The organism is Streptomyces sp. NBC_00122 (assembly GCF_045160845.1).
Taxonomy (GTDB): Bacteria; Actinomycetota; Actinomycetes; order Streptomycetales; family Streptomycetaceae; genus Streptomyces.
The window spans coordinates 5119858-5141231 of the sequence record NZ_CP108191.1 but is presented as its reverse complement, the minus strand read 5'-3'; the positions used below and the strand labels follow the sequence as shown (position 1 = coordinate 5141231).

The following is a 21374-nucleotide window of genomic DNA, read 5'->3' as shown; positions in this document are numbered from 1 at the left end:
TCCGTCCCTGCGGTGTCAGGAGCGCTTGTTGTTCTTGGCGTTCGGGTCCTTGGCCGCCTTGTCTACCGCAGCCTGGGCCCGCTTGATCCACTCCTTTGGCTGGATCCGCTGGGCCATCAGCTCATTGGACGCGTTCTGGATCTCGGTGTCCATCTCGCTGTACCAGTCGGGGTAGCGGTAGCTGAAAGTGTTGCTCCCCGCGGCCTTGAGCGCCTCCACGGCCGACTGGGTGCCCGGCCGCAGCTTGACGCCCGGGTCCACGCCGTCCTTGACGACGGTGAGCGAGTTGGCCTGCTGGGCGAAGATCGTCGACCATTCGCGGGACAGCATCGAGCGGAGGAACTCCATGCCCGCGGCCTTGTTGGCGGCCTTCTCCGGGACGATGAAGGGCTCGTCGACACCGGCCCGGATGGCCTCGAAGGGCAGCTTGCTGTCGGCGAGCAGCGGCATCGGCAGGAACTTCATGTCGAAGTCCTCCGGGGTCTGCTTCAGCTGTTCGTTCTCCAGCCAGGAGCCGGAGGGGATGAAGGCGGCCTTGTACTGGTTCCAGGCGGTCTGGGACTCCGTGTGGGTGAGGCCGTTGGTGCCCGGCATCAGCAGGCCCTTCTCGACCACCTCGTAGACCGCCTCGACCGCGGCGAGGGCGGCCGGGTTGCCCTCGAAGGCGTTCGGCTCCAGGTTGTCGATCGCCTTCATGGCCTCCAGACCGCCCTTCTTGGCGATCAGGTCCATGATGACGACGTTGATGTAGTACGGGAACTTGCCCTGGTGGGCGAGGCCGCCGATGCCGGCTTCCTTGGCCTTGGTGCAGACGGCCAGGAACTCGTCCCAGGTCTTCGGCGGCGCCCAGCCCTTCTCCTTGAAGAGCTTGCCGGAGTACCAGAAGCCGAACACGGCGTAGACGTACTTCAGCACGACGAACTTGCCGCCCTGCAGGCCCTGTTCGTAGGCGCCTTCGACCAGGGTGTCGCGCACCTTCTTGGTCGGGTCGTCGAGCGAGGGCGCGTCGAGCACGGCGGTGAGGTCGGCGAGCTGGTCGCCCTTGGCGAGCACGTCCAGCTTGATCTGCTGGGCGCCGGAGTCGTCGACGACGTCCGGCGGGTTGCCGCCGTTGAAGCGCGGCTGGAGCTTCGCGGTGATCTCCTGGGTGCCCAGGTGGGAGCTGGTGGTGCCCCACTTCTTGTCGAAGGCGGCCTCCCAGGCCTTCGCGTAGTCGTCGCCGAACCCGCCCTTGAAGACGACGACGTCCAGCTTGCCGCCCTTCGCGACGCCGAACGGGTTCTCCTTGGTCACGGCGCCCTTGTCGGGGCCCTTCGTGGACTCCTCACCCCCTGAGGCGCAGGCGGACAGGAAGCTCATCGTCGGCACCGTGATCAGTCCGAGTGCTGCGGAGCGCTTGATCAGATCACGGCGCCCGAGGCCCTCACCAGTGGATCCCATGCTCATGTCCTCGCCTTCGTCAGAGGTGTGAAGGAAGCCGGGGAATCACGGCGTCGCCGTGCATGCGGACATCACCGCAGGTCCCCGCCCGCCCCCCGGTCCGGAGTCGATCGACTCGCGGTGATCCGGACGGGCACAGGTATAGTCCACTTCCGCTCGTGTGAGCAAGATCATGCACACGTATGGCCGTCGGCTTTTCCGAGTTGAGACCTGTCCGTCACCTGGGACGGCCGCCCGGACAAGCGGAAGGGCCGTACCCCCTTGACGGGGATACGGCCCTTTGGTGCCGATGGCGTGCTTAGCCGCGGATCAGGTTGCGGAGCACGTACTGCATGATGCCGCCGTTGCGGTAGTAGTCCGCCTCACCCGGCGTGTCGATGCGGACGACCGCGTCGAACTCCACACCGGTGTCGGTGGACACCTTGACGGTGCGCGGGGTGGTGCCGTTGTTCAGCTCCTCCACACCGGTGAAGGCGAAGGTCTCCTCGCCGGTGAGGCCCAGGGAAGCCGCCGTGGCGCCCTCGGGGAACTGCAGGGGCAGGACGCCCATGCCGATCAGGTTGGAGCGGTGGATGCGCTCGTAGGACTCGGCGATGACGGCCTTGACGCCGAGCAGCGCGGTGCCCTTGGCGGCCCAGTCGCGGGACGAGCCCGAGCCGTACTCCTTGCCCGCCAGGATGACCAGCGGGATGCCGGCGGCCTGGTAGTTCTGGGAGGCGTCGTAGATGAAGGAGACCGGCGCGCCGTCGACGGTGAAGTCGCGGGTGAAGCCGCCCTCGGTGCCCGGCGCGATCTGGTTGCGCAGGCGGATGTTGGCGAACGTACCGCGGATCATGACCTCGTGGTTGCCGCGGCGGGAACCGTACGAGTTGAAGTCGCGGCGCTCGACGCCGTGCTCGGTGAGGTACTTGCCGGCCGGGGTGTCGGCCTTGATCGCACCGGCCGGGGAGATGTGGTCGGTGGTGACCGAGTCGCCCAGCTTCGCCAGCACGCGGGCGCCGGCGATGTCGGAGACCGGGGTGGTCTCCATCGTCATGCCCTCGAAGTAAGGGGGCTTGCGCACGTAGGTGGACTGCGGGTCCCACTCGAAGGTGTTGCCGGTCGGGATCGACAGCGCCTGCCACTGGGCGTCGCCCGCGAAGACGTCCTTGTAGGACTTGTTGAACATGTCCTCGCCGATGGCGTTCGCCACGACGTCGTTGACCTCGGCCTCGGACGGCCAGATGTCCGCGAGGAAGACCGGCTTGCCCTCGGTGTCGATGCCGATGGCGTCCTTGGTGATGTCCACCTTCATGGAGCCCGCGATGGCGTACGCGACGACCAGCGGCGGGGAGGCCAGGTAGTTCATCTTGACGTCGGGGTTGATGCGGCCCTCGAAGTTGCGGTTGCCCGAGAGGACCGAGGTGACCGCGAGGTCGTGCTCGTTGATCGCCTTCGAGATCTCCTCGTCCAGCGGACCGGAGTTGCCGATGCAGGTGGTGCAGCCGTACCCGACGAGGTTGAAGCCCATCTTGTCGAGGTACGGGGTCAGGCCGGCCTTGTCGAAGTAGTCGGTGACGACCTTCGAGCCCGGGGCCAGGGTGGTCTTGACCCACGGCTTGCGGGACAGGCCCTTCTCGACCGCCTTCTTCGCCACGAGGGCCGCGGCCACCATGACGTAGGGGTTCGAGGTGTTGGTGCAGGAGGTGATCGCGGCGACGGTGACGGCGCCGTGGTCGATCTCGAAGGAGGAGCCGTCGGCCAGGGTGACCAGGGTCGGGCGGGTCGGCACGCCGTTGACGGCGGCCGGGGCGTCGGAGGCCGGGAAGGACTCCTTGCCCGCCTCGTCGTCGTCCTCGACGTAGTTGCGCACGTCCTGCGCGAACTGCTCGGCGGCGTTGGCCAGGACGATGCGGTCCTGCGGGCGCTTCGGGCCGGCGATGGAGGGGACGACCGTGGAGAGGTCGAGCTCCAGCTTCTCGGAGAAGTCGGGCTCGGCGGCCGGGTCCAGCCACAGACCCTGCTCCTTGGCGTACGCCTCGACGAGCGCGACCTGCTGGGCGTCGCGGCCGGTCAGGCGCAGGTACTTCAGGGTCTCGTCGTCGATCGGGAAGATCGCGGCGGTGGAGCCGAACTCCGGCGACATGTTGCCGATGGTGGCGCGGTTCGCCAGCGAGGTGGCGGCGACGCCCTCACCGTAGAACTCGACGAACTTGCCGACGACACCGTGCTTGCGCAGCATCTCGGTGATGGTCAGCACCAGGTCGGTGGCGGTGGTGCCGGTGGGCAGCTCGCCGGTCAGCTTGAAGCCGACGACGCGCGGGATCAGCATGGAGACCGGCTGGCCGAGCATCGCGGCCTCGGCCTCGATGCCGCCGACGCCCCAGCCCAGCACGCCCAGGCCGTTGACCATGGTGGTGTGCGAGTCGGTGCCGACGAGGGTGTCGGGGTAGGCCACACCGTTACGGACCATGACCGTGCGGGCCAGGTGCTCGATGTTGACCTGGTGGACGATGCCGGTGCCCGGGGGGACGACCTTGAACTCGTCGAAGGCGGTCTGGCCCCAGCGCAGGAACTGGTAGCGCTCCTTGTTGCGGCCGTACTCCAGCTCCACGTTCTGGGCGAACGCGTCGTTGGTGCCGAACTTGTCGGCGATGACCGAGTGGTCGATGACCAGCTCGGCCGGGGCCAGCGGGTTGATCTTGGACGGGTCGCCGCCGAGGGCCTTGACGGCCTCACGCATGGTGGCGAGGTCCACGACACACGGGACACCGGTGAAGTCCTGCATGATCACGCGGGCCGGCGTGAACTGGATCTCCTCGCTGGGCTGGGCCTGCGAGTCCCAGTTGCCGAGCGACCGGATGTGGTCGGCGGTGATGTTCGCGCCGTCCTCGGTACGGAGCAGGTTCTCCAGCAGCACCTTCAGGCTGTAGGGAAGGCGGGCGGAGCCCTCAACCTTGTCCAGCCGGAAGATCTCGTACGACTCGTCGCCCACCTGCAGCGTGCTGCGGGCGTCGAAGCTGTTCGCCGACACGACAGTCTCCTTCATGCATGAATTTCGCGCGTATGACCGCATCCTGCCGCCACGCCCCTTGGCCAATCCGCTAAGGTAAGACTAAGTTAGGTAACCCTTACCAGCGGGGGCGGCTGCGGTACGCCTTCGGCAGATATCTCGATGTCGAGATAACTCTAGTACATGTCCGGGGGCAGGGACGAGGCACGTACCTGTAGGCCCGCCGGGACAGTGCGCTGTCCCGGAGGTTCCGCATACCCGGATTCGATCAGTGTGACCAGCGCGGACATCGCCGACTCGGCAATCCGTTCGGGGTTGAGGGTGACGGTGGTCACGGGCGGTTCGAGCGCCCCGTACGCCGGGTCCTCGCTCGCGCAGACCAGCAAGAGGCCTCCGGGCGTACGGATTCCATGGCGCGCGGCGGCTGCCAGCACCTGGCGGCCGCCCGGATCGTAGAGGGAGTAGACGGCGTCGGGGCGGCCGGGCGCGGCGAAGGCCCGGTCGAAGGCATGGCCCTGGTCGTCCTCGGGGTGGAAGGGGATCACCAGCGGGGGCAGACCGCGCTCCGCGCACCATTGTTCGTAGGCGGAGGTGACGGCCCTCGTGTAGAACTCCCGGCCGAAGCCGGAATGCAGGGCTGTGCGCCGGGCTCCGGACGCGGCGAGGTGGTCGAGCACCGCGCGGGTGGTGGCCTCGTGGTCGTTGTCCACCCACACGTCGTCGGGCCGGGGCTCGGCGGGCCGCCCGTCGAAGACCACGGGCAGACCGCGCGCCCGCATGGCCCGGAGCACCGGATCGCCTTCCGGGCTGTCGAGGAGCAGCATCCCGTCGACCGCCAGGGTGTGCCACAGGGGCTCGGCGCCGCGGTCGGCGGGCAGGCTGATCAGGGCGTAGCCGTGGGAGTGGGCCGCGGAGGTGGCGGCGGTGAGCAGCCGGGAGAAGTACGCGACGCCCGCGAAGTCCCAGGTCCAGTCGGCGTAGGTGGTGACGGCGAGGCCGAGGGTGCGGGTGCGGGGGCCGCGGTGGGCGCCGTAGCCGAGTGCGGCGGCCACCTCCCGGACCCGGCGGCGGGTGCCGTCGCCGAGGCGGCCGGTGCCGTTGAGGGCGTGCGAGACCGTCGCCGTGGAGACCTCCGCGGCGCGCGCGATATCGGCGATCGTCGGTCCGGGCACGCGGGCCATCGTACGGATTCCGTCGTCCGGGGTGGGTTCCGGTTACGGGGTTAACCAAAGAGTGTCCTGGCCACATCGACGATCGGAGTGGTCATGACGTCTTCTTCCCTGTCCCGGCGGGGCCTGCTCGCGGCGGCCGGGGCCGCCGGCGCGGCGGGTCTGCTCGGCGCGGCGGCCGGCAACGCCTCGGCGGCTCCTTCGGGGCGCGGCCCGGCGGCCCTGGTCATCCACAACGCGCGGGTGTTCAGCGGGGCCGGGTCGGGCCGGCCGGCCGAGGCGGTGGCCGTCGGCCGGGACGGGAGGATCCTGGCCACCGGGGAGAACGCGGCGCTGCGCCGGTTCATCGGCCGGGACACCGAGACGGTCGACGCGGGCGGCAACACCGTGATGAGCGGCATCCACGACGGGCACGTGCACCCGCTGGGCGCCGCGGACCGCTCGCTGCGGCCCTCGCTGGACGGGGCGGAGACCACCGTGGAGGAGCTGCGGGAGATCCTCGGCGGGTTCCTGGCCGACTCCGGGGGCGCGGCGGCGGAGCCGGACCGCTGGCTGGTGGTGGAGGACTGGAATCCGGTCGGGCTGCTGCCGGCGGGGACCGAGGCGCACCACTCGGTGCTGGACGCGCTGGCGACCCGCTGCCCGATCGTCCTGGTCGGCGGCGACGGGCACAACCTGTGGGCGAACCAGCGGGCGCTGGACATCGCCGGGATCAGGGCCGACACCCCGGACCCGGTGGGCGGCAAGGTCGTGAAGGGGCCGGACGGGCAGCCGACGGGCGTGCTCAAGGACGACGCACAGGGCCTGGTGAAACGGCACGTCCCGGAGCCCTCCCGGGCCGAACTGGTCGCGGCCTGTGCCCGGGTGCTGGAGCTGGCCGCCGCGTCCGGGATCACGACGATGATGGACGCCCTGGTCGGGCGGCACGAACTGGAGCTCTACCAGGCCCTGGCGGGCGCGGGGAAGCTGCCGCAGCGGATCGTGCCGGCGATCCGGCTGGACGCCGGGCAGGCCAAGGACCCGGCGGGCGCGCTGGAGTACGCGCGCGGCCTGCGGCGGGATTTCGAGGGCGTGCGCGGGCTCCGCTTCGGGATGATCAAGGTGTTCCTGGACGGGGTGATCGAGTACCCGGCGCAGACGGCCGCGCTCCTGGAGCCGTACCTCGACGGCAAGGGCGCCCCGACGGACAACCGGGGCGAGCTGTACACCTCGGCGGCGGACTACGGCCGGCTGACCGCGGCCTTCAACACCGCCGGCTGGCAGATGCACGCCCACGGGCTGGGGGACCGTGCGGTACGGACGGCGCTCGACGGGTACGCGTACGCGCGCCGGGCCACCGGGCAGCGCGACCCGCGCAACGCCGTCGCCCACCTCCAGATCGTGGACCCGGCCGACCTGCGGCGGTTCGCCCAGTTGGGTGTCGCGGCCTGCATGCAGCTCCAGTGGGCGGCGCGGGACATCTGGACGATGGAGGCACTGCTGCCGTACATCGGGCCCGAGCGGCACCGCTGGATGTACCCGGCGCGCAGCCTGGAGAAGGCGGGCGCGCGGCTGACCGGCGGTTCCGACTGGCCGGTGGACGCGCTCCAGGTGTGGAACCAGCTGCGGACGGCGATCGACCGGCAGGGCGCGCAGGGCGAGGGCGAGCTGTACCGCGAGCTGGAGGGCCTGAGCCGTACGTCCGCCCTGCGGATGCACACGGCCGGCACGGCCTGGCAGCTGCGCCAGGAGGGGCTGACGGGCACGGTGGAGCAGGGCAAGGCCGCGGATCTGGTGGTGCTGGACCGGGATGTGACCCGTTGTCCGGTGGCCGACATCAGCGGTACCGGGGTGCGGATGACCCTGGTCGGCGGCCGGGTGGTGCACGACGCGGAGTCCGCGGCGGGCCGGGCGGCTTCGGCGCGGGCCGCGCGGGCGGGATCCGGACCGCGCCCGGCCTCGTACGCGGCGGTGCACGGCGAACGCCACCGGGCGTGCGGGTGCGGCGGCGGGGCCTGAGCCCCGGGCCCGGCCCGGGCCCGAGCCGGGTCTGAACCGGGCGTGAGCCGGGTCTGAACCGGGCGTGAGCCGGGTCCGAACCGGGCGTGAGCCGGGCCGTCAGCCGAGGAGGTCGTGCCGCCGGGCCCAGGAGCTGACGGCGGCGGCGATCTCCTCGGGCCGGTCCTCCGGGGCGAGGTGGGCGGCCGGGCCGCAGTACTCGGTCTCCAGTGCGGAAACGTTCTCCGCGCACCACGCCGCCTGCTCGGCCTTGATCATCAGGGCGGGCGAGCCGTCGAAGGTGAGCAGCAGCTTGGGCACCTCCGGGCTGGCGGCCAGCCAGGCGTCGTACGCCTCGACGACGGCGAGCACGTCGGCCGGCTGCCCGTCGATCGGCAGTGAGCGGGCCCACCGGAGCATGGGCAGCCGGCTCTCGCGGGTCGGGTAGGGCGCGGCGTAGACGGCGCGGTCCGCCTCGCTCATCGGGTTCAGCACCGTCTGCCTGATGCTGTCCTCGATGAAGATGTTCCGGTCCAGGACCATCTCCTCCCCCACCCCCGGGGTACGTATCGCCTCGAACCGGGCGCGGCCGGCGGGCGGGTACTCCGCCCAGCTGAGCGGCCGCACGATGGTCTCCATGAAGGCGAGGCCGCGGACCCGGCCGGGGTGCCGGGCCGCCCAGTCGAAGGCGAGCGCCCCGCCCCAGTCCTGGCCGACCAGCACCACCTCGTCGAGTCCGAGAGCCTCGAACCAGGCGTCCAGGTAGCGGGCGTGGTCCGCGAACCGGTACTCCCCGCCCGGCTTGCCGGAGCGGCCCATGCCGATGAGGTCGGGGGCCAGGACCCGGACCCCGCCCTCGATCCGCGGCAGCACGCCCCGCCACAGGTGGGAGGAGGCGGGGTTGCCGTGGAGGAAGACGAATGGAACGCCTTCGCCGCGGTCCTCGTAGTACATCGTCGAGTCGAGTACGTCGGTCACGGGCATGGGAGGCCCCCTTCGAGAATCGTTCGGATGACTAACGTTGGTGACACGAACGAAGTTATACCGTTAGTGCCACTAACGCAACGGATAACATCGGCTCCCATGACCACGGAAGAGAACGAAGCCGTGCCCGCCCGGCTGCGCAAGCTGCCCAGCCGACTGCTGGGGCAGGCCTCGGCGCACGCGCAGCGACTGGTGACCGAGAGCCTGAGCGGAGCAGATGCGCATAAATGGCATTACGCGGCGCTGGTCGCCCTGGAGGAGTCGGGGCCGGTGAGCCAGGCCGCGTTGAGCACCCGTACCGGCATCCACCGCAGCGACCTCGTCGCCGTCATCAACGAGCTCGCCGAGCGCGACCTGGTGGAACGGGCCCCCGACCCCGGGGACCGCCGGCGCAATGTCGTCACCCTGACACCGCTCGGCCGGCGCCGACTGCGCAAACTGGAACAACTGCTCGAAACGGCCCAGAAGGAACTCCTGTCCCCCCTGTCCGCACAAGAGCGCGACCAGCTGGTCCGGCTCCTCTGCCGGCTCGTCGAGCACCACACCACCACCGGCCCCACCATGGGACCTGACGGTCGATAACACCCGAACAGCCCACCCCGCGCGATCAACATCTCATATCTGAGATACGGTGCAGCCATGGCAGACGACTACCTCGTACGCATCGGCAAGCTCATCCGTGACGCCCGGCAACACCGGGGCTGGACGCAGAGTCAGCTCGCGGACGCCCTCGGCACCAGCCAGAGCGCCGTGAACCGGATCGAGCGCGGCAACCAGAACATCAGCCTTGAGATGATCGCCCGCATCGGGGAAGCCCTCGACAGCGAGATCGTGTCTCTCGGCTACGCCGGCCCGATGCATCTGCGCGTCGTCGGCGGCCGCCGGCTGTCCGGTGCGATCGACGTCAAGACGAGCAAGAACGCCTGTGTCGCCCTGCTGTGCGCCTCTCTGCTCAACAAGGGCCGTACGGTGCTGAGGCGGGTGGCCCGCATCGAGGAGGTCTACCGCCTCCTGGAAGTCCTGAACTCCATCGGTGTCCGCACTCGCTGGATCAACGACGGCGTGGACCTGGAGCTGATCCCGCCGGCCCGCCTCGACATGGAGGCCATGGACGCGGACGCGGCCCGCCGGACCCGGAGCATCATCATGTTCCTGGGCCCCCTGCTGCACCGCATGGACCACTTCCGCCTCCCGTACGCGGGTGGCTGCGACCTCGGCACCCGGACCATCGAGCCGCACATGATCGCCCTGCGCCGCTTCGGCCTGGACATCACCGCGACCGAGGGCATCTACCACGCACAGGTCGCGGCCGGGGTCTCCCCGGACCGCCCGATCGTGCTGACCGAGCGCGGGGACACGGTCACCGAGAACGCGCTCCTGGCCGCCGCCCGGCACGACGGCGTCACGGTCATCCGCAACGCCTCGTCCAACTACATGGTCCAGGACCTGTGCTTCTTCCTGGAGGCGCTGGGCGTGAAGGTGGAGGGCATCGGCACCACCACCCTCACCGTCCACGGCATCCCGAACATCGACGTGGACGTGGACTACTCCCCCTCCGAGGACCCGGTCGAGGCGATGAGCCTGCTGGCCGCCGCGGTCGTCACGGAGTCGGAGCTGACGATCCGCCGGGTCCCGATCGAGTTCATGGAGATCGAGCTCGCGGTCCTGGAGGAGATGGGCCTCGACCACGACCGCTCGGCGGAGTACACGGCCGACAACGGCCGCACCCGCCTGGTCGACCTGACGGTCCGCCCCTCCAAGCTCGAAGCCCCGATCGACAAGATCCACCCGATGCCGTTCCCCGGGCTGAACATCGACAACGTCCCGTTCTTCGCGGCCATCGCCGCCGTCGCCCAGGGCCAGACCCTGATCCACGACTGGGTCTACGACAACCGGGCCATCTACCTGACCGACCTCAACCGCCTCGGCGGCCGCCTCCAGCTCCTGGACCCCCACCGCGTCCTGGTCGAGGGCCCCACCCGCTGGCGCGCGGCGGAGATGATGTGCCCGCCGGCCCTGCGCCCGGCGGTGGTGGTCCTCCTCGCGATGATGGCGGCCGAGGGCACCTCGGTGCTCCGCAACGTCTACGTCATCAACCGCGGCTACGAGGAACTGGCCGAGCGCCTCAACTCGGTGGGCGCCCAGATCGAGATCTTCCGCGACATCTAGCGGGAACAGCGGTCCCGAGCCCCCGTCACTCGTCCCGGCGAGTGACGGGGGCTCGGCGTTTCACGCACGCCGCAGGGTGGCCTTGTTGCTGCGTGCTCGCGCGCGATGGTTCAGGCCACGAGGAGGCGGAGGCCGAGCTCCGCCGCGTCGAGGGCGACGAGGTCGCGGTTGCGTTCGGCCCACCGGCCTGAGGAGAGGTCGTCGCGGAGTCTGCCCACTGCTCGCCGCTCGGCCTGCGGCCCGACTCTGGTCCATACCGATACCGCGCGGCGCACATGTTCGTCCAGGTACGCCTCGGGCCGGCGCCAGTGCGCCTCGAAGAAGCCGTCAGCGCAGTCCCACGGGATGAGCACCGGCTCCGCGCGGCCCCCGATCGCGCGGGTCAGGTCGGCCAGTGAGGGCCAGCCGACGAGAAGGTCGGCGAACTCGGGCAGGTAGTCGCGGGTGAGCCAGAACCGCTCACGCCAGCCGGTGTCACAGGCGTCGTACGTGAACACCACCACGCGGCGGGCCACGCGCCGCATCTCGCGCAACCCGGCGACCGGGTCCGGCCAGTGATGAACGGTGCTGACCGCCATCGCGGCGTCGAAGGACCGGTCCGCGAACGGGAGGCTCTCCGCACTGGCGGCCACGCACCGCGCCGCGCCCGCGGGACGCTGTGCCCGCATGACCGCCGACGGTTCCACCGCCGTCACGTCGCGGTCGGGGGGCTCGTAGGAGCCGGTGCCGGCCCCGACGTTCAGGACCGTCCGCGCGTCCCCGAGCGCATCCCAGATCCGCGCGGCGATCCGCGGCTCGGTGCGCCGCGTCGCCGGGTAAGCGGACCCGATGGCCTCGTACAACTGCGCGCCGAACACCTTCAGTTGTTCCTCCGGTGTCGTCCTGATCCCCATCGCCCGTGCCTCCAGTTCCCTGTCTATGGCCATCAACGTGGCGGCAGCGCGGTCGCGTTGTTCCAGCAGCAGGCCGCGCAGCCGGTGCAGGTGCGCGACCGCGTCGGTGGCCGGGTCGTCGACCAGGTCCGCGATCTCGCGCAATCCGAAGCCCAGCCGCCGGTAGGCGAGCACCTCCCGCAGTCGCTCCACGTCACCCGCCGAGTAGGCCCGGTACCCGGCCGCGGTCCGCGCGGACGGCTGCACGAGGCCGATCTCGTCGTAGTGGTGCAGGGTGCGGACGCTCACGTCGGCCAGGGCGGCCACACGTCCCACGGTCAGGTGCTCTTCCACGTCACCGACCATGCGGCATGACGCCACGTGAGGGTCAAGCGCTTCGCTCCTCGCCCCGGCTCCGACGTCCTGAACCGGCCCCGGCCCGTACGCAGACCGGCCGGCGTCGGTATTCGGCCTGAGGTGCTGGGATCCTCGCCAGGAAAGGGTGGGGACCGGCAGAATCGGGCCGTCGGTACGGAGCTAAGGGGCGGCCATGGCGGTTGGTACGAGCGCGGGTGTCGGTGCGGGGGTTCCCGCGCTGGCGGGGCTGCCGCTGCTGGGATCGCTCTTCGACCTGAAGTCCGACTCCCTCGGCACCTATCTGCGCGCCCAGCACCTGCACGGGGACGTCGTACGGATCACCGCCGGGCCGCCCGGGCTGCGGGCCGAGCTGTACTGCGTCTTCTCCGCCGAGGGCGCCCAGCAGGTGCTCGCCTCGGAATCGGCCAACTTCCGCAAGGACAACCCCTTCTACCAGGAGGTTCGCGACTCCTTCGGCAACGGCCTGCTGACCAGCCAGGACGAGGACTACCTGCGCCAGCGCCGGCTGGTCCAGCCGCTGTTCACGCGGCGCCGGGTGGACGGCTACGCGGGGGCCGTCGCCGCCGAGACCGAGGCGGTCCTCGCCGCCTGGCAGGAGGCCCCCGGCGGGATCGTCGACGTCTCCGACCAGATGATGCACCTGGCCCTGCGCGCGGTCGCCCGGATCCTCTTCGGCACCGACGTGGAGGCCACCGTCGACGTCGTCGACCGGTGTTTTCCGGTCATCACCGACTACGTCCTGCGGCGCGGCTACTCTCCCGCCAACATCCCGCGCAGCTGGCCGACACCGGCCAACAAGCGGGCGGCCGCCGCGATGGACGAGCTCTACGCGGTCTGCGACAAGATCATCGGCGAGCGGCGCGCCGACCCCGCGGACGGCCCGGGCGAGGACCTGCTCACGCTGCTCGCCGCCGCCAGGAGCTGCGACGACGGGGAGTTCGACGCCTCCGAACTCCGCGACCAGGTGCTGGTCTTCCTGCTCGCCGGGCACGAGACGACCGCCACCTCCCTCTCCTTCGCCCTGCACCTGCTGGCCCGCCACCCCGAGGAGCAGCAGCGGGCGTACGAGGAGACCAGCCGGGTGCTGGGCGACCGTACGCCCCGGGCCGCCGACCTCGACCGGCTCCCGTACCTCACCCAGGTCCTCAAGGAGGCGATGCGGCTCTACCCGGCCGCCCCGGTCATCGGCCGCAAGGCCGTCGCCGCCACCGAGGTCGGCGGGCACACCGTCCCCGCGGGCGCGGACGTGATTCTGGCGCCGTGGGTGACGCACCGCCATCCGCTCTACTGGCCGGATCCCGACCGCTTCGACCCCGAACGCTTCACCCCGGAGGCGGAGGCCGGCCGGCCGCGCTACGCCTGGTTCCCGTTCGGCGGCGGCCCGCGCGCCTGCATCGGGCAGCACTTCTCGATGCTGGAGTCGGTGATCGCGCTGGCGATGATCCTGCGCGCGTACGAGTTCGAGGCCGTGGACACCGACATCGCGGTCAGCGCGGGCATCACTCTGCGGACGGACGGCCCGGCGCGCTGCCGGGTCCGTCGCCGGGGCGGCCAGGGCCTGTCGGCCTAGGGGCTGCGGGCCTGCCGCTCTCCGCCTCCCCGCCCTCTTTCCCGCCCTGCATCCCGTCCTCCGTCCCGCCCTCCGTCTTCGCCGGCGCGTGGTTTCCCTGGAGCCGGGCCAGGTCCGAGGGCCGGACCTGGATGACGATCAGCGCGATCAGCGCACCGACCAGGGTGAACGCCGTCGCCACGACGAAGGCCTCACTGATGCCCGAGGTCAGCACCTGGTCGCTCCACGGCTTCGGGAACTGTCCGGTCCGCTGGAAGAAGGCCTTCTGTACGGGGCTGGCCGTGCGCAGGAAGTCCGGCACCTGATCCTTGGCCGCGTTGCGGCTGGCCGTGCCGAACACGGTCACCAGGATCGAGAGGCCGAGCGAACCGCCGACCTGCTGCATCGTGTTGAGCAGGCCGGACGCCGCACCCGACTCCCGGTCGGCGACGTTGGACAGGGCCATCAGTGTGAGCGAGACGAACTGCAGGCCCATGCCGAGGCCGAAGATCAGGAGGGGGCCGAAGATGCTGCCCAGGTACGTCGAGTCGATGTCGGTCTGCGTCAGCCAGGCGAGGCCCGTCGCCGAGCACAGCGCTCCGGTGACCATGAAGGGTTTCGGCCCGAACTTCGGCAGCAGCTGCGAGGTGATGCCGGCACCCACGGCGACCACCACGCTCACGGGCAGGAAGGCGAGGCCGGCCATCAGCGGGCTGAAGCCCAGCACGATCTGCACGAAGAGCGTCAGGAAGAAGAACATGCCGAAGATCGCGCAGGCGAGCATGAGCATGATCCCGTAGGTCCCGGCCCGGTTGCGGTCGGCGAACATGTGCAGCGGGGTGATCGGCTGCGGCGAGCGGCGCTCGTTGAGGATGAACAGGGTCAGCAGGGCCACGGCGGCGCCGAAGGCGGCGAGCGTGAAGGGGTCGGTCCACCCTTCCTGGGCGGCGCGGATGAACCCGTAGACGAGCGAGACCATGCCCAGGGTGGACAGCAGCGCGCCCGCGAGGTCGAAGTGCCCGGGGTGGCGCTGGGACTCGTGGATGACCTTCACGGCCATGACGGCTATCAGCACGGCGATCGGGACGTTGACGAAGAACACCCAGCGCCAGTTGAGCCATTCGACGAGGACGCCCCCCGCGAGCAGCCCGATCGCGCCGCCGCCGGCCGAGACCCCGGCGAACACGCCGAACGCCCGGTTACGGGCGGGGCCTTCGCGGAAGGTGGTGGTGATCAGCGCCAGGGCGGTCGGCGAGGCGATGGCGCCGCCGACACCCTGGAGGGCTCGGGATGCCATCAACTGACCCTCGTTCTGGGCGAGTCCACCGAGGAGGGAGGCAAGCCCGAAGAGCAGGACGCCGAAGATGAAGACGCGCTTGCGGCCGAGGATGTCGCCCGTGCGCCCACCGAGGAGCAGCAGACCGCCGAAGGCGAGCGTGTAGGCGTTGACGACCCAGGAGAGGCTCTCGGTGGAGAAGCCGAGGGCGGTCTGGATGTGCGGCAGCGCGATGTTCACGATGGTGATGTCGAGGACCACCATGAGCTGGCAGGAGGCGATCACGAACAGGGCGAGCCCGTTCCCGCTCCCTCGGACCTTGCCGTCGGTCCCGGTGCTGGTCGGCGTTGCGTTCGGGTCCACGCTGTCGACGCTATGCCCGCACCCCTGGGGTCACCACTCGAACGGCCTAGTGGCTATGACATTGCACATGTCACACTACGATCATGGATGACTTCCTCAGGCTCTCCGCGAGCACGGCCCGGTTCACCTACGGCGCCCCGCGCGCCTTCGCCTTCGGGGACGAAGGGCGCCTCCTCTGGTACCTCCGCTCGACCGGTCCCACCGACGCATTCGACAGCCTCTGGGTCCTCGACACGGCCACCGGCGCCGAGACCCGGCTTGCCGATCCCCGCGAACTGTGCCCCGAGCCGGGCGAGCTCCCGGCCGTGGAGCGCCGGCTGCGCGAGCGGATCCGCCTCGTCGCCGCCGGGATCGGTTCGTACGCGCTCTCCGGCGACGGCAGGCGCGCCGTCTTCCCGCTCTACGGGCGGCTCTACGGGGTCACCGCGGACGGGACCGGACGGCCTCAGCAGATACCTGCCGCCGGACCCGCCCTGGACCCCCGCCCCAACTCCGACGGCACCCGCACCGCGTACGTCAGCGACGACGCCCTGTACGTCGAACCCGGCGGCCGGGTCAGCCCGGCCGACGGGGCCCGCTGGGGCGTCGCCGAGTTCGCCGCCGCCGAGGAGCTCGGCCGCTCCCGGGGCCACTGGTGGTCACCCGACGGGGTCACCCTGCTCGCCGCCCGCGTCGACGAGTCCGCCCTCCAGCGCCGGTATTTCGCCGACCCCGGCCGCCCCGAGCTCCCGGCGGAGGACTTCGCGTACCCCGAGGCGGGCGGGCCCAACGCCGACGTCCAGCTCTGGGTGCTCGGCCCGGACGGGGACCGGACACGGCTCGACTGGGACGCGGAGGCCTACCCGTACGTCTCCGACGCGGGATGGGAATCGGCCGGCGAGATCCTGCTGACCGTCCAGGACCGGCTCCAGCGGTCCGTGCTGCTGCTCTCCGCCGACCCGGCCACCGGCCGTACCCGGGAGCTGTCCCGCACCACGCACCCGCAGTGGGTGGACCCGCTGGTCCCGGGCACCCCGGCGCGCCTGCCCGACGGCCGGATGCTGACCGCCGCCGACACTCCCCCAGCTACCGCTGGGGGTACCCCCAGCGGCGGGGCCGCCCGGGCACTCGCGGTGGACGGCGAGCTGCTCACCGGCGACGGGGTCCAGGTCCGCGGCGTGGCCGGGCTCCACGAGGGCCGGCTGCTGATCGAGGCCGGGCTGCGCGACCCCGCCGAGCAGCAGGTGCTGCTGCTGGACCCGGCGACCGGGGAGCTGACCCCGGTCGCCGACGGGCCCGGGGTGCACAGCGTGACCGCCTCGGCCGGGACCCTGCTGCTGACCTCGGCCGACGCCGACGGGATCCGCCGCACCGTACGCACCCCCGACGGGCGGGAGTTCACCCCCGCCGACCTGTCCCGGCCGCTGCCGTACCGGGTGGTCCCGGTCTTGGAGCGGGTCACCGAGCACGGCGTCCCGACCGCCCTCGTCCTCCCCCGCGACCACGTCCCCGGCCGGCGGCTGCCGGTCCTGGTCGACGCGTACGGCGGCCCCGGCTACCAGGACATCAGCGCCGAGCCCCGCCGCTGGCAGGCCAAGCAGTGGTGGGCCGACCAGGGCTTCGCGGTGGTCACCGTCGACAACCGCGGGACCCCGTACGTCTCGCCCGCCTTCACGCACGCCATGTACCGCGGCTTCTCCGAGGTCACCCTGGAGGACCAGGTCGCGGCGCTCCAGGCGCTCGGCGCCCGCCACGGCGACCTCGACCTCGGCCGGGTCGGCGTACGTGGCTGGTCCTACGGCGGCTACCTGTCGGCGCTCGCGGTGCTGCGCCGCCCGGACGTCTTCCACGCGGCGTCCGCCGGGGCCGCGCCGACCGACTTCCGGCACTACGACACCGCGTACACCGAGCGGTACCTGGGCCTCCCGCAGGAGCGGCCCCAGTCCGACGACGTGTACGAGCGGGACTCCCTGATCCCCGACGCCCCGAAGCTGACCCGGCCGCTGCTGCTGACCACCGGCCTGACCGACGACAACGTCCACCCCTCCCACACCCTGCGCCTGTCCCAGGCCCTGACGGACGCGGGCCGCCCGCACCAGCTGCTCGCCCTCCCCGGTGTCACGCACATGACCCCGGGCGGCACGAAGGAGAAGGTCATGGCCCTGGAGCTGGAGTTCTTCCGCAGGGAACTGGGCTGATCCCACGCGAGCAGGGCCCCGCGGACGCCATTGGCCGCGGGGCCCTGCTGCTTCCCCGGATCCCCGTCAGTCAGCCGGGGGCCTGTGCCTACACCAGATGACACGCCACCTCGCGCGAGGCGGCCGACCGCAACAGCGGTCGCTCGGTGCGGCAGATCTCCTGCGCGACGGGGCAGCGCGGGTGGAAGGTGCAGCCGGGGGGCGGGGCCGCCGGGCTCGGCGGGTCGCCGAGCAGCACGATCCGCTCCCGCCGCCGCTCCGCCGCCGGGTCGGGCAGCGGTACGGCGGACAGCAGCGCCCGGGTGTAGGGGTGCTGCGGGTTCTCGTAGAGGGACTTCTTGTCCCCGATCTCGACGATCCGGCCGAGGTACATGACGGCGACCCGGTCGCTGACCCGTTTGACCACCGACAGGTCGTGCGCGATGAACACGTAGGCGAGGCCCAGCTCTCCGCGCAGCTTCTCCATCAGGTTGACGATCTGGGCCTGTACGGAGACGTCGAGGGCGGAGACCGGTTCGTCGGCGACGATCAGCCGGGGGCTGGTGGACAGGGACCGGGCGATGCCGATGCGCTGGGCCTGGCCGCCGGAGAACTCGTGCGGGTAGCGGTCGATGTGCTCGGGGATCAGGCCGACCAGTTCCATCAGCTCGGCGGCGCGCCGGCGGGCGTCGGCGGCGCTCCAGCCCTGCACCAGCAGCGGGTCGGAGATGATCCGGGCCACGGTCTGGCGGGGGTTGAGGGAGGAGTGCGGGTCCTGGAAGACCATCTGGATGTTCTTGCGCAGCGGCCGCATGGCGCGCTGGGACAGCAGGCTGATGTCCTTGCCCTCGAAGGCGACCGTGCCCGAGGTGGGCTCCAGCAGCCTGACCAGCATCCGGCCCGTCGTGGACTTCCCGCAGCCCGACTCCCCGACCAGGCCGAGGGTCTGGCCGGCCTCCAGGTCGAAGGAGACCCCGTCCACGGCGCGCACGGGCGCCCCCCGGCGCCCGGTCGCGGTCCGCTTCCCGGGGAAGGCCATGGTGAGGTCCCGTACGGACAGCAGGGGTTCGGCAGTCGTCTTCATCGCGTCGCCTCCTCGGCGGTGCGGGTCCCGGCGAAGTGGCAGGCCACCGTCCGCCCCGGAGCGTCGGCGTACGTCTGCAGCTCCGGGCGTACGTCGGTGCAGGGCGCGGCGGCGCGCGGACAGCGCGGGGCGAAGGCGCAGCCCGGGGCCGGTACGAGCAGGGACGGCGGGGAGCCGGGGATGAAGGGCAGCGGCTCCTCGTCGTCGGTGTCGAGGCGCGGCAGCGAGTCGAGCAGGCCACGGGTGTACGGATGGGCGGGGTCGGCGAACAGCTCGTCGACCGGCGCCTGTTCGGCGGCCCGGCCGCCGTACATGACCAGCACCTCGTGGGCGACGCGGGCGACCACCCCCAGGTCATGGGTGATCATGACGACGCCGAGTCCGCGCTCCTGCTGGATCCGCGCGATCAGCTCCAGGATCTGTGCCTGCACGGTGACGTCCAGGGCGGTGGTGGGCTCGTCCGCGATCAGCAGATCGGGCTCGCAGGCCAGGGCCATGGCGATCATGGCGCGCTGGCGCATGCCGCCGGAGAACTGGTGCGGGTACTCGCCCGCGCGGCGCGCCGGTTCCGGGATGCCGACCTCACCGAGCATGTCGACGGCCCGCTTGCGCGCGGCGGCCCGCCCGGCCCTGAAGTGCACCCGGAAGTGCTCGGCGATCTGCTCGCCGACCGTGTAGTAGGGGTGGAGGCTGGAGAGCGGGTCCTGGAAGATCATGGCCATCCTGCGGCCGCGGACCTTGGCCAGCTCCCGCTCGGAGAGGCCGGTCAGCTCCCGTCCGGCGAGGGCCACGGAGCCGCTGACCTCGGCCGCGCCCCGGTGCAGGCCCATCACGGCGAGCGAGGTGACCGACTTGCCGGAGCCGGACTCGCCGACGATGCCCAGGGTGCGGCCGGCCTCGACGGTGAAGCCGAGGGAGTCGACGGCCCGTACGGTGCCGTGCGGGGTGGTGAAGGTGACGCGCAGATCGCGTACCTCAAGAAGTGCGGCCATCAGTACCTCACCCTCGGGTCGATGACGGCGTACAGGAGGTCGACGACGAGGTTGGCGACGACGATGAAGAAGGCGGCGAGCAGGGTCACGCCGAGGACGACCGGCTGGTCCGAGCTGACGAGCGCCCCGTAGAACAGCCGTCCGATGCCGGGGAGTCCGAAGATGGACTCGGTGATCACGGCTCCGGCGAGGAGCCCGCCGAGGTCCATGCCGAAGATGGTCAGGATGGGGGTCATCCCGGAGCGCAGGCCGTGTTTGACGACGACCGTGCGCTCGGGCATCCCCTTGGCCCGGGCGGTACGGATGTACGGCTCGGCCATCGCCTCGATCATCGAACCGCGGCTCTGGCGGGCGTACATGGCGGCGTACAGCAGGGCGAGCGCGGTCCACGGCAGCAGCAGGTTCGAGGCCCAGGCGAGCGGGTCGTCGGCGAAGGCCTGGTAGGCGGGGTAGGGCAGGAGGCCGGCGACGCGGATGACCCCGTAGATCAGCATCACCGAGGTGAAGTAGACGGGCAGGGAGGCGGCGGCGACGGCCCCGACCATGAGGGCCTTGTCGGTGGCGGTGTCCTTGCGCAGGGCCGCGGTGACCCCGGCGCCGAGCCCGAGGACCAGCCACAGCACGGCGGCGCCGACGGCGAGCGAGGCCGAGACCGGCAACCGGTCCATGAGCAGGTCCCAGACCGGGAGGGAGTTCTCGTAGCTGTAGCCCAGGCAGGGGAAGTCGCACTGGACGGCGTACTGGCCGGTGCCGAGGGTGCGGCCGGTGAAGATGCCGGTGAGGAAGTCGGTGAACTGGCGCCACAGGGGCTGGTCGAGGCCCAGGTACGCCCGTACGTCGGCCAGCCGCTCGGCGCTGCAGGTCTTGCCGCAGGCGGCCGCGGCCGGGTCGGAGGGCAGGACGTAGAAGATGACGAAGGTGACGGCGGCTATGGCGAGGAGCACGCCGACGAGGGCGAGCAGCCGGCGGGCGAGGTAGAGGATCAACTGCGGCCGCCCCTCGGGTCGAGGATGTCGCGCAGGGCGTCGCCGAGCAGGGTGAAGGCGAGCACGGCAAGGAAGAGGAAGACGCTGGGGATGACGAAGTACATGGGGTCGGTCTCGTAGAAGGCGACGGACTCGGCGATCATCTGGCCCCAGGACGGGGTGGGCGGGCGGACGCCCACGCCGAGGTAGCTCAGCGCCGCCTCGGTGCTGATCATGCCGGGGATGAGCAGGGTGGTGTAGGCGATGACCGGGCCCGAGACGCCGGGGAGGATGTCGCGGGTCAGGATCCGCCAGGAGCTCGCGCCGCCCACGCGGGCGGCGTCCACGTACTCGCGGTGTTTGAGGGAGAGGGTCTGGCCGCGGACGACCCGGGCGACGCCGGGCCAGCCGAAGACGCCGATGACGGCGGTCATGAGGACGATCCGGTTGACGTCCTTGGCCACGGACAGCATCGCGATCATGAAGATCAGCGAGGGGAAGGACATGGTCAGGTCCATGAGCCGGGACAGGACCGCGTCGGTGCGGCCGCCGAAGTAGCCGGCGGCGATCCCGGCGGCGGTGCCCGTGACCACCACGATGGCGGTGGCGGCGAAGGCGATGAGGAGGGAGACCTGGGCGCCGTGGACCACGCGCGCGAACAGGTCGCGGCCCGTGACGGGTTCGACGCCGAGCCAGTGCTCGGGGCTGATCCCGCCGAGGGAGCCGAGCGGCTGGCCGCCGAGGTAGGGGTCGATGGCGGTCTTGTCGAACTCCTCGGGGGACCAGCCGCCGAGCGCGCCCAGCCAGGGGGCGGTGGCGGCCATGAGGACGAAGAGGAGGACGACGCAGAGGCTGACGCGGACGGCGGGGCGGCGACGGAGTTGCCGCCGGGCGAGCTGCCGGGGGCTGCTGCCGGGCGGGACGTCCTTGGCCGGGGCGCCGGCCGGGGCCGCCTGGGGGGCGGCGCCGGGTGCGGTGGTGGTCATGGTGTCGTGGGACCCGGCGTCC

Annotated in this window: 15 protein-coding genes; 5 read left to right on the top strand and 10 right to left on the bottom strand. The window is 71.3% G+C overall.

Annotated elements, in window-relative coordinates; genetic code table 11:
• Nucleotides 1–15: 15 nt before the first annotated feature.
• From ngcE to OG737_RS24055, 3 genes are all read right to left on the bottom strand, one after another.
• The gene (ngcE, locus tag OG737_RS24065) at nucleotides 16–1440 is read right to left on the bottom strand and encodes an N-acetylglucosamine/diacetylchitobiose ABC transporter substrate-binding protein (protein WP_405681336.1); all 1425 of its coding nucleotides are present in this window, start codon (nucleotides 1438–1440) and stop codon (nucleotides 16–18) included.
• Between the two features lie 298 nt (nucleotides 1441–1738).
• Nucleotides 1739–4453, bottom strand: a complete 2715-nt coding sequence (acnA, locus tag OG737_RS24060; RefSeq protein ID WP_328928217.1) for an aconitate hydratase AcnA — start codon at nucleotides 4451–4453, stop codon at nucleotides 1739–1741.
• 155 nt (nucleotides 4454–4608) lie between these two features.
• Nucleotides 4609–5613 (bottom strand): LacI family DNA-binding transcriptional regulator, encoded by a 1005-nt coding sequence (locus tag OG737_RS24055; RefSeq protein ID WP_405678026.1) that lies wholly within the window; start codon nucleotides 5611–5613, stop codon nucleotides 4609–4611.
• 84 nt (nucleotides 5614–5697) lie between these two features.
• Here OG737_RS24055 and OG737_RS24050 point away from each other — a divergent pair, with 84 nt between their 5' ends.
• Nucleotides 5698–7599 carry an amidohydrolase gene (locus OG737_RS24050; RefSeq protein WP_405678028.1) on the top strand — a complete coding sequence of 634 codons (1902 nt, stop codon included), beginning with the start codon at nucleotides 5698–5700 and terminating at the stop codon, nucleotides 7597–7599.
• A 99-nt stretch (nucleotides 7600–7698) separates the two neighbouring features.
• Here OG737_RS24050 and OG737_RS24045 read toward each other — a convergent pair whose 3' ends face one another.
• Complete coding sequence (locus OG737_RS24045) at nucleotides 7699–8562, bottom strand: haloalkane dehalogenase (RefSeq protein ID WP_405921958.1); 864 nt, start codon at nucleotides 8560–8562, stop codon at nucleotides 7699–7701.
• 99 nt (nucleotides 8563–8661) lie between these two features.
• On the opposite strand from OG737_RS24045, the gene OG737_RS24040 reads away from it, so the two are divergent.
• Entirely contained in the window at nucleotides 8662–9144 is a 483-nt protein-coding gene (locus OG737_RS24040; protein WP_328928213.1) for a MarR family transcriptional regulator, read from the top strand.
• Between the two features lie 57 nt (nucleotides 9145–9201).
• Complete coding sequence (locus OG737_RS24035; RefSeq protein WP_328928212.1) at nucleotides 9202–10731, top strand: UDP-N-acetylglucosamine 1-carboxyvinyltransferase; 1530 nt, start codon at nucleotides 9202–9204, stop codon at nucleotides 10729–10731.
• A gap of 110 nt (nucleotides 10732–10841) precedes the next feature.
• Here the strand turns inward: OG737_RS24035 and OG737_RS24030 are convergent, their stop codons facing one another.
• On the bottom strand, nucleotides 10842–11969 hold the full coding sequence (locus tag OG737_RS24030; protein WP_405678031.1) for a methyltransferase domain-containing protein: 1128 nt from the start codon (nucleotides 11967–11969) through the stop codon (nucleotides 10842–10844).
• Nucleotides 11970–12153: 184 nt separating this feature from the next.
• Here OG737_RS24030 and OG737_RS24025 point away from each other — a divergent pair, with 184 nt between their 5' ends.
• Complete coding sequence (locus tag OG737_RS24025; protein WP_405678033.1) at nucleotides 12154–13551, top strand: cytochrome P450; 1398 nt, start codon at nucleotides 12154–12156, stop codon at nucleotides 13549–13551.
• Here the strand turns inward: OG737_RS24025 and OG737_RS24020 are convergent.
• On the bottom strand, nucleotides 13481–15169 hold the full coding sequence (locus OG737_RS24020; protein WP_328928209.1) for an MFS transporter: 1689 nt from the start codon (nucleotides 15167–15169) through the stop codon (nucleotides 13481–13483). The two genes, OG737_RS24025 and OG737_RS24020, sit on opposite strands and share 71 nt — an antisense overlap.
• 83 nt (nucleotides 15170–15252) lie before the next feature.
• On the opposite strand from OG737_RS24020, the gene OG737_RS24015 reads away from it, so the two are divergent.
• The gene (locus tag OG737_RS24015) at nucleotides 15253–17346 is read left to right on the top strand and encodes a prolyl oligopeptidase family serine peptidase (protein ID WP_405921957.1); all 2094 of its coding nucleotides are present in this window, start codon (nucleotides 15253–15255) and stop codon (nucleotides 17344–17346) included.
• An 88-nt stretch (nucleotides 17347–17434) separates the two neighbouring features.
• Here the strand turns inward: OG737_RS24015 and OG737_RS24010 are convergent, their stop codons facing one another.
• Genes OG737_RS24010 through OG737_RS23995 form a run of 4 tightly spaced genes read right to left on the bottom strand, consistent with a single transcriptional unit; the run spans nucleotide 17435 to nucleotide 21352 of the window.
• Entirely contained in the window at nucleotides 17435–18409 is a 975-nt protein-coding gene (locus OG737_RS24010; protein ID WP_328928207.1) for a dipeptide ABC transporter ATP-binding protein, read from the bottom strand.
• A complete protein-coding gene (locus OG737_RS24005; RefSeq protein WP_328928206.1) occupies nucleotides 18406–19401 on the bottom strand; it encodes an ABC transporter ATP-binding protein in 996 nt (331 codons plus the stop codon). The genes OG737_RS24010 and OG737_RS24005 overlap by 4 nt, the downstream gene beginning before the upstream one ends.
• On the bottom strand, nucleotides 19401–20387 hold the full coding sequence (locus OG737_RS24000; protein ID WP_328928205.1) for an ABC transporter permease: 987 nt from the start codon (nucleotides 20385–20387) through the stop codon (nucleotides 19401–19403). The genes OG737_RS24005 and OG737_RS24000 overlap by 1 nt, the downstream gene beginning before the upstream one ends.
• On the bottom strand, nucleotides 20384–21352 hold the full coding sequence (locus OG737_RS23995; protein ID WP_405678037.1) for an ABC transporter permease: 969 nt from the start codon (nucleotides 21350–21352) through the stop codon (nucleotides 20384–20386). The genes OG737_RS24000 and OG737_RS23995 overlap by 4 nt, the downstream gene beginning before the upstream one ends.
• Between the last annotated feature and the right edge of the window lie 22 nt (nucleotides 21353–21374).